Genomic DNA, 14321 nt, shown 5'->3' with positions numbered 1-14321 from the left:
CTAATCGGCACCAGATGTTAAAAATGATGAAATAAAATCGGCCACCCGCTCTGAAGATTTGCCGTCCTGATGGGTGATAAATGCCTGTGAAAAATCTTCAATACGTTTCGTATCAGCCTCGTGATCACTCTCGATATCGTGTACAAGCGATGGAACGTCTTTCGAAATCGGCCCGGGTACAAACGATTCAAACGGGTAGTAGAAATCACGTTCTTCCAAGTAGTCTTCTAAATCCGGACAGTAAAAATACATCGGACGTTTCAGCAGGCTGTACTCGAAAATAACTGAAGAATAATCGGTTATCAGCCCATCAGAGATTGCCATCAAATCGTACAAAGAGTACGAATCAGTTAAATCCAGCACAAAATCATCCTCTTCCGTGTGCGCATGTTTGCGCATATACGGATGAAGATGGAGGATCACGACATAATCTTTATGGTTTAGCGCCGATTTTAATTGTAGCAGATCAAGCGGTATAGCGTCACCCTCTTGATGATGTCCGCTGCCTCGAAAAGTAGGAGCATACAAAAGCTTTTTTTTATGCTTCAGTTCAGGATAAACCCGATGAAACTCATCCAGTACAGTGCGAATATGTTCCTTATGATAAAAATAATCCGTTCTTGGAATGCCGAGCGGCAAAATCTGCTTTTGCTCCATTTGAAAGGCTTCGGCGAAATGCGGAACGGCAGCGGGTGCACTGACAATGGCATAATCATAGTTTGAATGCACGGGAACAATCTTCAAATAATCAGAAGAAGGGCCGAACGGCTTGTTCACAATGCTGTAGCCAAATTTTTTAAACGCGCCGCAAGCATGCCAAAGCTGGATGGCAACAGTTTCCTTTCGTTTTGGCACAACATACAAAGGAAAATAATAATCATCCAACAAAAGCACGCGGCATGTTGCAAGGTGATATAACGAGCTGAAAAGGTGAAGCAAATATGCAGCTCGTCCAATCAGCCCCTTATCCATCTTGCGGAACAGCAGGGTGATGCGAAGAGACGGATCTTGCTTCAGCTTTTCATAGACACCTTTAAAATTATCACTTAAATGATCCTCACGATAGGAAGCTATGACAATTTTGTTGTGCTGTACTGGTAATAAAGCGCTCAATAGTTTATAAGCAGTGCCGAATACTCCTTTTACAATTCGTGTAAGGAATGTTTTCACTGTTTAAATTTCCCATTCAATAACAGTTTTTCCCCAAGATGAAGTCAAATCTGCTTCAAACGCGTTTGTAATTTCCTCAATACTGCGTACCGGGAAGCGTCCGCCAACTAATGTTTCTAAATAATCAACGACTTCAGGGTATTGAGCTAAAAAGTCTACAGTACGGGCAAAATCCTCGCGTCCGCTGCGGCTGCTGCCGATCAGCGTAATCCCTTTTTCAAGCACCATTCTTGTTTCAATTTCAACAGGGTATTCAGACACGCCTAGGAGCGCTACACACGCTTCAGGATGGACATGGGCAATGATTTGCTCAATTGCGCTTTCGCTGCCGCGTCCGCCCACGCATTCAAAGGCATGATCAATTCTGACATCTTCAGGAATGTCGTTAATTTGATAAGCTGCATCAACAAAAGAAAAATGATCAAGCTTGTAAGGTGTTTTTCCGAAAATAAACACCTTGCTGTCTGGATATTTTTTCTTCAGTAGAAGCGTCATGATAAATCCGAGATTTCCGTCCCCCCAGACACCGAATGTATCACGCTTCTTATGCGCCATGCGCTCAAAGCGGGAAAGCGCGTGAACTGCAATTGTAATAAGCTCAGTGAAGGCTGCGACATGCGGATTAATGCTGTCTGGAAGCTCAACAAGCCGATCAGGCGCCATGAACATATAATCCTGCATAAATCCATCATAACCGCTTGAACGGAATCTGCTGGAACGCAGGTAATTCTCTGCGATGACTTCATGCTCTTCAACCGGTGTATTTGGCACCATAACAACCCGGGTTCCGACTTTAAATGTGCCTGTTGGATCAAACATGACTTTTCCGATCCCTTCATGGATCAGAGCCATCGGCAGTTTTTTGTCCATCGCTTCTTTGCCGCGTGAGCCAGTATAATAACGCTGGTCTGCAGCACAGATGGATAAATGGGTAGGACGGACGACGACCTTATCTGAATGGACAACTTTATCTTTATATGTCACTTCAAATTGTCGGGCAGAAACTAAACGATATGTTTGATTAATCATTGTGAAATTCGCTCCTGTAAAATGGCATTAGCCACTTTTAAGTCATATGGTGTCGTTACTTTAATGTTAAAGACTTCACCGCGGACCAGCTTCACTTTTTCACCCGCTAACGAGCAGATCTTGCAAGCGTCAGTAAGGACAGCTTTTTGCTCATCGGACAGTTTATTATAAAGCTCGACCAATTTGCTGATCCGGAAGCTTTGCGGTGTTTGCCCCTGATACATGTTATCGCGGACAGGGATATCAGAAATAAATTCCTGGTCTTCTGAAGCAATAATTGTATCAATGGCTGAGATAACAGTATCAACCGCGCCGTATTGAAGAACAGCATCAATGTTTTCATCGATAATGCGATGAGTGAGAAACGGACGCACAGAATCGTGAGTGATGATCACGTCATCATCCTGAATACCGAATTCTTTTTCAATATAGCGGATGCCGCTCATAATAGATTCATTACGGTCGCTGCCGCCTTCAACGACAATCAGGCGATCATCCTGCCCGATGAATTTCTTTAAAATGTCTTTTGTATGGTTAATCCACTCTTTAGGGGAGACGATTAAAATCTTATCGAAACGGTCATTTAATAAAAACTTTTCAACCGTATGAATGATAATTGGGCGTTTATTTAACGGCAAAAACTGTTTTGGCATATTAACGTTCCCCATGCGGGAACCTTTTCCACCGGCTAGAATCTCAGCATAAATCATAAAATGACTCCTTCCTTACTACAACTCATAATGTTTTATAAAAGGTTTTCATATTATTTGCAATACCGATCTCTATTATATATAAAGATCAGTTTAATTTCTCATTTACATAGCTTAAAAGCAGCTTGCTGGCATTCCCTCTCGAGTACAGATTCCATTCACGTGAAAAGCGCTCCACTTCAGATTGAAGCCTGTTCATATCTTTCAGCTGGTCCAAGAGCATTCCTGAATCATGGCAAGGAACCCCAGGGATTACATCTGTATAATGGCGGATTAAACCGCGGGTTCTGTTGTAAGCCTCCATATCATACGTATAAAACAAAATGGGTTTGTCCAGCAAAGCAAATTCAAAAGGGACAGAAGAATAATCTGATATTAACAGATCACTCATTTTTAAAAGGTCTGCAAGAGGGAGATCTGATACGTCTTTTATCCACGCACTATCCCCATGCAATTGAGCAGATTGCTTCATAACAGGATGAAGTTTTACTGCAAGTAAATATTCTCCTTTTAAATCATGCTGCAGCTGTTTTTCTGAAAACGGCAGCGAAAAGCTTTCAAACTGATGATCCCTAAAGGTTGGCGCATACAGGATGATTTTTTTCTCTGCTGGCAGGTGATATTTGCTTTTAAGGTCATTGCTGTTTTCTTTCACCTCATAGTAAGCATCGGTTAAAGGCACGCCAAACCGAAGAAATTTATCACCTTTTATATCGAAGAATTCCTTGAATATGTCAGCCATATGTTCAGAACCGACGACAATCCGGTCAAATGAAGCATACACTTTGCGAAAGCGTCTCACGTCAGCCCGCGAACGATTCTGTGTGTTGATATCCTTTAACCCAAATCGTTTAAACGCTCCATTCGCATGCCAAACTTGGATACACTCGATATCAGGTCTGCAGGTCAAAACGGTTGTCAAAACAAAATAGTTATCAACAATCACAGCTTTACTGCTCAGCATAGAAAAGACCGCTTTATATATATGAAGCGGGTGTTTTTCGTTAATAACTGAAACAGTAAGCTCAGGAAATTCTGTTTCCAGCGATTTGGCATGCTGGGTCAGAAGTACATGAATGGGAAATGAGTAGTGTCCCATCTGATATTCCTTTAATATTGCCCGGGCATTATCAGGAAAGGAAACAAGAAGGGTCACTTGACTTCCCGGTTTGACCCAAAACAGCAATGCGCCGATGACTTTGATGAACAAATAGTAAAAAAACGCAAACCAGGATTTCAATCTGTCATCAGCTCAAAACGGCTGCCGCGGATTGTCGGCAGGCACAGCGAAAGATTCATGCATTTCATTACATACCATAGCTCCTTTAAGGCCCATTACAGATGGCGTGATTGATCTTTGACCTGTCCCGTATATTGCGGCTTTGCTGAAGTTCGTTCATGTTTCAGCACGGCTGTAACATACTTAGGAATGCTAAGCATTCTTCTCCAGCGCGCAGGGTTTGTGATCAGCCTGTACATCCATTCAAGGTGAAAACGGATAAAAAATGAGGGCGCTCTTTTGACATTGCCGCTGAACACATCAAAGCTTCCGCCCAGCCCTACAGAAACAGCCTGAGGGAATAGATGTCGGTATTTATGGATAAAGAACTCCTGATTAGGATAACCTAAAGCAACAAATACCATGTCAGGATTTGAGGCTGCGATCTTGTCTGCCACCTCATGTTGATTCTTCACATAGCCGTCAGAATATCCGGCAATTTCAATCCCAGGATAATCACGTTCGACTCGCTCGATTGTCTGAGCAATCACATGCTTAGCTGCACCGTAAAAGAAAACCCGTTTTTTCTTTTGATCAGCCTTCTCAAGCAAAGACGTAAACAAATCATAACCGGCGATTCTGGATTGAAGCGGCTTACCAATTAGCTTGGAAACCAACACAACACCAATGCCATCCGGCAAAATAAAATCAGCAGATGAAAGAACCGCTTCATAACGCGGATTTTGCATCGCTTCAAATCCGATTTCAGGATTCGCTGTTACGATGAACGCACCTTTATTCTGGTCCAAAAATGACGTTTCTAAATGTGATACAAATGAAGTCAGTTCACCGTCTACAAAATCTAATTGATTAATGGGTTTCGTTTGCATCGTATCAACCCTCCTTTTCATCTATATGTCTATAAAAAACACGTGTCATTCGTATAGTTTGATTAAAGACTCTTTGTCTGAAAACATTTTACTCTATCTTACCACAAAAATCTTTAGGAACTTTTAACATTCACATTACAATTCCTTCACGTTTTGACGATGAATTAATATGAGGAGGGCGTACAAAATAAATGACGCAGCAGAAAGAAAATCGTTTCACTTAAAAACGCGACAAAAGATTCGATTTTTTCGAAAAAGAAAACTTGTTATAATGGGTATAGATAAGGCATTAGACCTGTAAAAATTATACATCAATACAACGATGATACCAAAAAATGCTGGTGATTGACATTTTTAAAGAGCCTTAACTTTTATAGGAACTTATGCTATTATTGTTCAATATTAATGGTACGTAAAAAATGTGTCGAAATTATAAACAATCTGTTAAGGTTTGTGGTTTTTTTCTGGTACTCTCAGTTGAAAACGGTTGGAAGGTGATGTTATCTGATGAAGAAAGTGATAACGTACGGAACATTTGATTTATTTCATTATGGACACATGAAGCTGCTGCAAAGAGCAAAAAATCTGGGTGATTACTTAATCGTGGGATTATCTACAGATGAATTTAATCTTCAAAAACAAAAAAAATCGCATCATTCCTATGAACATCGAAAATTCATTTTAGAAACAATTGATTTTGTGGATGAAGTGATTCCCGAAAAAAACTGGGAACAAAAAATCTCAGATATTCAAAAGTACGATATAGATACATTTGTGATCGGCGATGATTGGAAAGGGAAATTTGACTTCTTAAAGGAATATTGTGAGGTCATTTACCTTCCGAGAACAGAAGGCATTTCAACTACCCAAATCAAAAAAGACATGGCTAGTTTATAGAAGCACTAACTTAAAGAGGCTTGAAGTAATTCAGTTGCTTCTTTTTTTCTTGTTTGCTGAGATAAGTATTTAATTGTTCGACATTTAAGGAGTCTAAAATGAAATCAAAGATTTTAATGAAATATAGAAGTCTATTGGTCAGAGTATACTCAATTGCTTTTAGAACAATTGGGCTTTTGCCCAGGAATGAAAAATTAATCATCTTCGAAAGCTATTCCGGCAAACAATTCAGCTGTAATCCACGAGCAATTTTTGAGTATCTTGAGGAAAATAAAGATAAATATGATTACCGATTAATCTGGAGTATAGATAAAAGAAACAAAGATTTATTTGATAATTTAGATGTGAAATATTTAAAAAGATTCTCTCTCAAATGGCTATGGTATATGGCTACAGCGAAATATTGGATAACAAACAGCCGCTTGCCGTTATGGATCCCAAAACCGAGAAAAACCACATATGTGCAGACTTGGCACGGAACTCCCCTAAAAAAACTTGCAAATGACATGGACGAAGTACATATGCCCGGCACGACGACTGAACAATATAAAAAAAACTTCCTGAAAGAAGCTAGTAAATGGGATTATCTCATTTCCCCTAATGCATACTCTACGGAGATTTTTAGAAGTGCTTTTCAGTTTAAAAGAACCTTTATTGAATCTGGCTATCCGAGGAATGACTTTTTACATAAAGAAAATAAATATGAAGAAATGCTAAAAATAAAAGACAGATTAGGTATTGATAGAGATAAGAAAATTATTTTGTATGCCCCAACTTGGAGAGACAACTCATTTTATGCTAAAGGTAAATATAAATTTAATATGGTTTTAGATTTAGAAAGTCTTAAAGACCAATTAAGTGATGAATATATTCTTATTTTAAGGATGCACTATCTTGTATCTGAGAATATTAACTTAACTGCGTACAAGGGTTTTGCTTATGATTTTTCAAATCATAATGATATTAGAGAGCTATATTTAATATCAGATATATTAATAACAGATTATTCTTCGGTGTTTTTTGATTTTGCCGGTTTAAAAAGGCCGATCCTTTTTTATGTTCCTGATATTGAATTTTATAGAGATAAACTAAGAGGCTTTTACTATGATTTTGAAAAATGTGCTCCGGGACCTCTTCTTAAAACAACAGAAAAAGTAATTGAAGCCATACACAAAACAAAGCACTATAAGCAGGATGAAAACCTTACTTCGTTTTATGATCAATTTTGTTATTTGGAAAAAGGTGATTCATCTAAAAAAGTTGTTGAAGAAATACTTGGATAAAAACATTTTCTTTTAAAGGAGTACTTGAAATGTTGTTTTCAATTGTAATGCCTGTTTATAATTCGGGGTTATATCTAAGTGAAGCCATTGACAGTATCATTGATCAAACTTTTAATTTTGAAGAAAACATCGAAATTATATTAATTGAAAATAATAGTATCGACAATTCGAAAAACATATGTGAAAAATATGCAACAGCATTTCCGAATAATATAAAAATTATTTATCAAGATACACCAAATGTCAGTTTAGCAAGAAATAATGGATTAAAATTTTGTGAAAATAGTGAATTTATAGGCTTTATTGATTCAGACGACAAAATTTCACCAAATGCTATTGCAGAAGTATTAAAGTTTTTTAAAAAACATACCGATATTAATTTAGCGGTGCTGCCGCTATTTTTCTTTGACAATAAAAATGGAGAGCATTCACTTAATTATAGATTTAAAAGTAATAAAAACATTGTAAACATAACTGATAATTACTCTTCTGTTCACTATCACATTGGTGGAACATTTTTTCGGAAAAAAGCAATAGATCGTTTAGGAATTTCTTTTAATGAACAGATGGATTTTTGGGAAGATGTTTTATTTATTAATACTTTTTTAATTAAAGAACAAAAATATGGTCTTATTCCTGATGCTAAGTATTTCTATAGAAAAAGAAAAGAGGAAAATTCTCTCGTAGACACTTCATGGTATAAAAAAAATAGGTATACTTTTTTACTTAAAAATGGTTATGAGGAAATGATCAAAAGATCATTAGAGGAATACGGTGAGGTAATACCTTATATTCAATGCTTAATTCTAAATCATGTAAAGTTATTTATTATTCAAAAAAACAATAACTTGATTTATGAAGTACTAGATGAGACAGAACAACTGGAATTCTTCAGAGAATTATATAAAATTTTAAAATATATGGATGAAAAGTTAATTATCAATCAAAAAATGAAAACATACTTAAAAGAATATCTGATTTCATTTAAACGATGGGGTTATCCTGTTAATAAACTTATTCAAATAGGAAAAATTGAAAACGAAAAAGTTGTAATTACTTCATGGAGAGTCAATAAATTTTCTATTGAGCTAATTGTGAGTTTGAGTAATGAAGAATCTGCAATTAAAGATGAAAATAATGTTTACATCTCTTATGGAAAAAAATTCATAAGGGCCAAGTTAAACGAACAAACACAAAAGAATATTGTTATTTGGAAAACTACTGTTAGAGATAGAAAATATTCTTCTTACCAATTAAAAATTCCTTTAGGAGTTATTTTTTTTAGGTTTATAGTTGAAAAAGATAATCATTATGTTTATCTCCAAAAAGTCAATGTTTTAAATAAATTATTTAAGAGGTTAATACGAATCTAATTCTTTTCTATAAAACAAAATTCAAAAGGAGAATGAAAACTTGGAACAAAAGAATTTTTTCTTTTCTATTATAATGGCAATTTACAATGTTGAAGAATTTTTAGATGAAGCAATAACAAGCATAATTGATCAGGCACTTGATTTTGAGCATCATATACAGTTGATTTTAGTCAACGATGGAAGTGTTGATGCATCAGGGGAAATTTGCTTAAAGTATAAAGAAGCGTATCCAGAAAATATAGTCTTTATCGATAAGGAGAATGGCGGAGCAAGTAGTGCGCGTAATGAGGGTTTAAAATATGCCAAAGGTAAATATATTAATTTCTTAGATCCTGATGATACATTGTCCCCTTCGACCCTTTTAAAAGTATATGATTTCTTTGAAAAGAATTATTCTAAAGTCGATGTAGTTTCTATTCCAATGATGATGTTTGGTAAAACAAGTGGTCCACACTTATTAAATTATAAATTTGATAAAACTAGGCTAGTTCATATCTTGAAAGAACATACAGGAATTCAATTATCAGCACCAAGTTCATTCGTGAAAAAAGAAGCTGTTAAAAATCACTTTTTTAATGAAGATATGGCCTACGCTGAAGATAGTGAATGGCTGACTAAAATTATAATGAAGCGCCAAGTATACGGTATTGTGTCAGAAGGACAATATAATTATCGACGAAGAGAAGATGCGTCATCTGCAACTCAAACAGGTAAAAATGATAAAAAATGGTATGTAGATTATTTGAAGAATTTCTCTCGAGAATTAATTAATCATAGTATTACAACATTAGGATACGTTCCAAGATACATTCAGTATATGATTGCCTATGACTTGCAGTGGAGAATAAATATAGAAGACAGAACTGATGTTTTGACGGATAACGAAGTTGAAGAGTTTTTTGACTTGCTAGAAAGAATACTTGCATTTATAGATGACGACATAATCTTTGAACAAAAATCTCTAAACTTGCACAGAAAATATTTTTTAATCAAATTGAAATATCGAAATAAAAAAAATGTATTTAAAAAGATCTTTTTGAATCGTAATGTGAATTTATATTTTAAAGAGAAATTAATTAATTCTATGAGATATGAAGCTATAACAATGGAGCTATTAAGCATTGAAAAGGGGATTTTAACCCTTGAAGGTAATTTTGGTTCATTATTTGATGCCGCAGAATTAGAAGTGAAAGCATGTGTCAATGACAAAATATATCATGCCGAAAAAATTGATAGAACAGTACACAACTTATATTGCTTAAATAAGCCAGTTAAAGAGTACCTGGGCTTTAAGGTTGATATCCCAGTTGGTGAGCTTGCAAATAACTCGAATATTGAAATGATGATTTCATCAAATGGAAAACTAATAAAAGTAAAAATTAACTTTGGACGATTATTCCCGCTGGATAAACATATAGTTGATTTCTATACCAAAAATGGTATAGGGATTTATTTCGATCATAAACTTAATAATTTAGTAGTTCTAAAAGATAAAAATCAGATTATTAGAGCAAAAGAAAAGCGGGCTCAAAGACGTTTTAAGACCTTTAATAAAATAGGTGCTGAGAAAGCATCAAATGTAAGAAAGATTATGGAACACCTCTATAAAATAAAGAAAAATAAAAGAGTATGGCTTTTTATGGATAGAATCAACAAGGCCGATGATAATGCTGAAGCATTATTTGAATATGCAATGCAGCAGAATGACGGCATCAAAAAATATTTTATTATCAGTAAAGATAGTCCAGATTATAACAGGCTGAAAAAAATAGGACCAGTTGTTGCATACGGGTCACCTAAGCACAAATTCTTACATTTACTTGCCGATGAAATTATCTCTTCACATGCAGATGATTATGTAGTCAACCCGTTTGTGAATATGAGGAAATATTATAAGGACTTATTTAAATTTAACTTTGTTTTTCTTCAACATGGAATTACGAAAGATGATATTTCGGGATGGCTTAATAAGTATAAGAAAAATATTAGACTATTTATAACAGCCGCTCAACCTGAGTATGAGTCTATAATTAATGGTCATTATAATTATTCAAAAAGAGAAGTAATTCTAACTGGATTTCCTAGATTTGATAAGCTTGTTAATCATAATCATAAAAAGATATTAATTATGCCAACATGGAGAAATCATTTAGTAGGAAAAATAAATCCGCAAACAGGGAAAAGAGATTATTCACCACTCTTTAAAAACTCAGTTTATTTTAATGAACTTAATAATTTATTAAATGATGCTAAACTTATTAATGAGGCTAATGAAAAAGGATACGAGATCGTATTCTTCCCGCATCCAAATATTGTTCAGCAGTTGAAAGATTTCAACAAAAATAGTTCAGTGAGGATTGCGGACATTAATGAAAGTTATCGAGATCATTTCAATAATAGTGCGATTTTAGTTACAGATTATTCATCCGTTGCATTTGACTTTGCTTATCTTAAAAAACCTGTTTTTTACTTCCAATACGAAAAAAATCACTTGGAAAAAGGGTATTTTGATTACAATTCAATGGGGTTTGGAGAAGTAATTGCTGATAAAGATGCTTTAGTTGATAAGCTGATAAATTGTATGGAAAACGATTGTATAATGGATGCCAAATATATTGATAGAGTAAATCAATTTTATAAGTATACGGATAAAGAAAACTGTAAACGTGTTTATCAACAAATTATTAGTCTAGGAACTAATATTAAAGAGGGAATAAAGAAATGAAAAAAGTAGCGGTTTACGGTAGTTGTGTTACACGGGATAATTTTAACTCTCAATTTAATGCTGATTATAAAAATTTTTTTGATTGTGTATTGACCCAAAACCAATCGTCCATTATTTCAACAATGAGTAAACCTAACTACATTGTTATTGATAATGAGAACATGTCTAATCATGAAAAAAACACTTTAAAGACGGATTTTGAGAATAGCTTTCTAACCGAGATTAAATCTATTCAGCCAGATATATTAATTTTAGATTTTTTTGCAGATGTGCATTTTGGTTACGTGGAAATTTCTAGCAATCAGTATATTACAAATAACAGGTGGACACTTCCTAAAACAAATTATTATAAACTTTCAATTCAAAATAAAAAGCAAAGCTTTAATATTGAAGATCATTTTGAAAAATATTTTTCACTATGGAAACAAAAGTTTAATCTTTTTTATAACTATGTGAAATTAAATTGTCCCGATATCAAAATTATCTTAAATAGTGCAAGAAATGTTCATCATTTTTTTGATAAAGAAGATAAGAAAAAGTTGCTTATTAATGGAGGAAACATCAAGATAATTGATGTTGATTATTATAATAGTGTTTGGAGCAAATTTGATGCGTACGTGTTAGACAGCTTCAGTGATGTAGAGGCAATAAGTTTATTCGAAAATAAAAAATATAATTCATATGAAAACCATCCATGGGGCAAATTTTATGTTCATTATACAATGGATTACTATACCAATTTTTTGGACCAGTTAAAAAACTCAGTCTTTAAATAAATAGTATACGGAGGATTCATCGTGAAAATTGAGATAATGAACATTTCTGTAAATCTTAAAAATGATGGGTGGATAATCTTTGGTCATACACACAGAATCGAGGAATTTGAGGGCCTGGCTTTAAAATTAAAGACTAATAACATAGCCTTTGAGCAGCCTATTCAGATAAAGCTTCCTTATTCTTATATGCATAAGGAAGGTTATTTCTTATGTGAAGTGAAATTTGCTCATATAATAAAGTCGAAAAAACTCGCCTTCTCTAATGAGTGGGAATTGACAGTATTAAACCAAAATGCCCAATTACTAATTAGCTGTCTCGATGGTCAACACAAACTAGAAATAAAGCAACCAGATTCTTTGTATTTTGGGGCCTGCTCATTAGTGAATAATAAATTAGTCATTACAGTACAGCCTGACAATGCAAAATTCAGTATATTTAGTATTGAAGAGGGTAATTCACCTGACAAGCTTCATTTAAAACTTCAAATAAAGGGAGAGAAGCATAAATTATTTGAAAACAACGATTTACTATTCGTTCTTTCACGTAGGCCACATGGAACCCTTTATCAATTTCATGAAGAACAAATAGAACTTGGAAAACTGTCTCAAGCTGATGACCACTTTGAGGTTGACCTTGATTTATATAATCTTCCGGATAATATTATTGTTGACGATTCAAACATTTGGGATTTTTATATCAAATTAGACAATAATTCTGAATCTATTTTGCTTTCTTGTTTAGTTGATAAAGAATTGCCAAGTTCTCTTGATAAATTAAGTGCACTGAGAAGCCACCCATTTCATTATGTCAAATTAAACAAAACAGGAAGCAACTCATTATCTCTGCACACATATCGAAAAGATACAAATATTGCTCAATTAACCTCATTTGAAGAAAATGACAAGATTGTAAGGCTTTATATTAAGATAAATACTAAGATAAATTCACAATGTAAAGTAGTTTTTAGAAAAAGAGAGAAAAAAGGAAATGGTTTCGAATATTATTTTTCTCAAGAATACAGTCTTCTAAATAACGGTGATCGATTTTTTTGTGAGATAGACAAAGGAAATTTGTTAAAATTGCTAAGAAAAGATCATGCGAGTGTATGGGACGTGTTCATTTTAATTGATAGTAAAGACTATGTTTATATTAGCTGTAATGAAAATATTGAGACTGATTATTTTAATATAGCTGATGGATATAAAGTGAAGTTCTTTAAAAATGGTGGAAATCGATTATCTTTGTATATGCTTTTTGACTCAAATAAAGATGCAGATACACTTAATATAGCTGTTTTAGGTACTTGTTTTAGCAGAAATGCATTCAATTCGTCATCATTTTTTAACCCTGATTACAAAAAATTTTATAAATGTTGTTATACACAATTCCATTCATCAGTCATCAGTTTGATGTCTGATCCTGTAGATATAGATTTTAATCAATTTAATGATGTTAAAGAAAGTGATCGGCCATGGGTAGAAACGGATTTTAAAAAAGACTTCTTTGTAAAGTTGAAAGAAGCAAACCCTGATTACATTATTATTGATTTTTATTGCGACGCGAGTAAGCCGGTCATTAGAACTCAGGAAAATAATTATGTGACTTGTAACTATTTTATTGAAGTAAGTAAGTTCTTATCAAATTGGGATAACATACACATCATAAATCATCATGAAAATCAGAGGTATTTTGAGCTTTGGAAGAAAAATATTGGTAAATTTCTCGATAAGTTAAAAACCATTATTCCTGAAGATAAAATTATATTGAATAAGGGCAGATTTACCGAAACATATTATGGAATGGATAGTAAAATAAAAACATTTGATGATATTCCAATGATAAGGAGAAATAATTACTTTTGGGATAAATTAGATAATTATTTCCTGTCTATTGCCCCTTCAGCAAAGGTAATAGATTTGTCTGATACAAAGTTTATAGGAGATGAAAGATATCCTTATGGTTTATCTTATTCTCATTATGAATCAGATTACTACAGAGAATTTTTTAACAGATTATTGAAAATCACATCAGAAGACCAAATGAAAAATTAATTACATGAATAGTTCTAAAATAAGGTTGTTGTTATCTTATCTTTTTTTAGAACTATTCTTTTTATATTAGTTGTATATTGGATTTTTAAATTAACAAGTGGGTCTGTCGACTATTACATGAAAAATGAATGAATATCTGTTACAATATTCACCGGTGCTTTCAAATTTCTTTAACCGAAAGATCCAAAAAATCATTT

11 protein-coding genes are annotated in these 14321 nt (G+C 33.8%); 6 read left to right on the top strand and 5 right to left on the bottom strand.

Annotated elements, in window-relative coordinates; translation table 11 throughout:
- The 5 genes from NST79_RS18655 to NST79_RS18635 form a co-directional block, all read right to left on the bottom strand.
- Positions 1 to 1170 carry a CDP-glycerol glycerophosphotransferase family protein gene (locus NST79_RS18655; protein ID WP_024571914.1) on the bottom strand — a complete coding sequence of 390 codons (1170 nt, stop codon included), beginning with the start codon at positions 1168 to 1170 and terminating at the stop codon, positions 1 to 3.
- 3 nt (positions 1171 to 1173) lie between these two features.
- The gene (locus NST79_RS18650; protein WP_003235523.1) at positions 1174 to 2199 is read right to left on the bottom strand and encodes a ribitol-5-phosphate dehydrogenase; all 1026 of its coding nucleotides are present in this window, start codon (positions 2197 to 2199) and stop codon (positions 1174 to 1176) included.
- Positions 2196 to 2909, bottom strand: a complete 714-nt coding sequence (locus tag NST79_RS18645) for a 2-C-methyl-D-erythritol 4-phosphate cytidylyltransferase (protein WP_003235520.1) — start codon at positions 2907 to 2909, stop codon at positions 2196 to 2198. The genes NST79_RS18650 and NST79_RS18645 overlap by 4 nt, the downstream gene beginning before the upstream one ends.
- An 88-nt stretch (positions 2910 to 2997) precedes the next feature.
- Positions 2998 to 4149, bottom strand: a complete 1152-nt coding sequence (locus NST79_RS18640; RefSeq protein ID WP_212060648.1) for a CDP-glycerol glycerophosphotransferase family protein — start codon at positions 4147 to 4149, stop codon at positions 2998 to 3000.
- A 95-nt stretch (positions 4150 to 4244) separates the two neighbouring features.
- Positions 4245 to 5018, bottom strand: coding sequence for a WecB/TagA/CpsF family glycosyltransferase (locus NST79_RS18635; RefSeq protein ID WP_029318765.1), 774 nt, complete (start codon positions 5016 to 5018; stop codon positions 4245 to 4247).
- Positions 5019 to 5525: 507 nt separating this feature from the next.
- Between NST79_RS18635 and tagD the strand changes: the two genes are divergently transcribed.
- The 6 genes from tagD (at position 5526) to NST79_RS18605 (ending at position 14124) form a co-directional block, all read left to right on the top strand.
- On the top strand, positions 5526 to 5915 hold the full coding sequence (gene tagD / locus NST79_RS18630) for a glycerol-3-phosphate cytidylyltransferase (RefSeq protein WP_029318766.1): 390 nt from the start codon (positions 5526 to 5528) through the stop codon (positions 5913 to 5915).
- 98 nt (positions 5916 to 6013) lie between these two features.
- Positions 6014 to 7198, top strand: a complete 1185-nt coding sequence (locus NST79_RS18625) for a CDP-glycerol glycerophosphotransferase family protein (protein ID WP_029726008.1) — start codon at positions 6014 to 6016, stop codon at positions 7196 to 7198.
- 29 nt (positions 7199 to 7227) lie between these two features.
- The gene (locus NST79_RS18620; RefSeq protein ID WP_029726007.1) at positions 7228 to 8571 is read left to right on the top strand and encodes a glycosyltransferase family A protein; all 1344 of its coding nucleotides are present in this window, start codon (positions 7228 to 7230) and stop codon (positions 8569 to 8571) included.
- Positions 8572 to 8611: 40 nt separating this feature from the next.
- Complete coding sequence (locus NST79_RS18615) at positions 8612 to 11296, top strand: CDP-glycerol glycerophosphotransferase family protein (RefSeq protein ID WP_029726006.1); 2685 nt, start codon at positions 8612 to 8614, stop codon at positions 11294 to 11296.
- The gene (locus NST79_RS18610; protein ID WP_029726005.1) at positions 11293 to 12072 is read left to right on the top strand and encodes a DUF6270 domain-containing protein; all 780 of its coding nucleotides are present in this window, start codon (positions 11293 to 11295) and stop codon (positions 12070 to 12072) included. Before NST79_RS18615 ends, NST79_RS18610 begins: the two co-directional genes overlap by 4 nt.
- Before the next feature lie 21 nt (positions 12073 to 12093).
- Positions 12094 to 14124 (top strand): DUF6270 domain-containing protein, encoded by a 2031-nt coding sequence (locus tag NST79_RS18605; RefSeq protein WP_029726004.1) that lies wholly within the window; start codon positions 12094 to 12096, stop codon positions 14122 to 14124.
- Positions 14125 to 14321 lie beyond the last annotated feature (197 nt).

It is taken from the genome of Bacillus sp. PS196 (assembly GCF_037963555.1).
Classification (GTDB): domain Bacteria; phylum Bacillota; class Bacilli; order Bacillales; family Bacillaceae; genus Bacillus; species Bacillus subtilis.
The sequence above is the reverse complement of the archived record's forward strand: the minus strand, read 5'-3'. Positions and strand labels throughout refer to the sequence as shown.

Excerpts from the sequence above, each read along its gene's own strand:
- NST79_RS18650 (WP_003235523.1), bottom strand. The coding sequence starts at position 2,199 with ATGATTAATCAAACATATCGTTTAGTTTCTGCCCGACAATTTGAAGTG.
- NST79_RS18645 (WP_003235520.1), bottom strand. The coding sequence starts at position 2,909 with ATGATTTATGCTGAGATTCTAGCCGGTGGAAAAGGTTCCCGCATGGGG.
- NST79_RS18635 (WP_029318765.1), bottom strand. The coding sequence starts at position 5,018 with ATGCAAACGAAACCCATTAATCAATTAGATTTTGTAGACGGTGAACTG.
- tagD (WP_029318766.1), top strand. The coding sequence starts at position 5,526 with ATGAAGAAAGTGATAACGTACGGAACATTTGATTTATTTCATTATGGA.
- NST79_RS18625 (WP_029726008.1), top strand. The coding sequence starts at position 6,014 with ATGAAATCAAAGATTTTAATGAAATATAGAAGTCTATTGGTCAGAGTA.
- NST79_RS18620 (WP_029726007.1), top strand. The coding sequence starts at position 7,228 with ATGTTGTTTTCAATTGTAATGCCTGTTTATAATTCGGGGTTATATCTA.
- NST79_RS18610 (WP_029726005.1), top strand. The coding sequence starts at position 11,293 with ATGAAAAAAGTAGCGGTTTACGGTAGTTGTGTTACACGGGATAATTTT.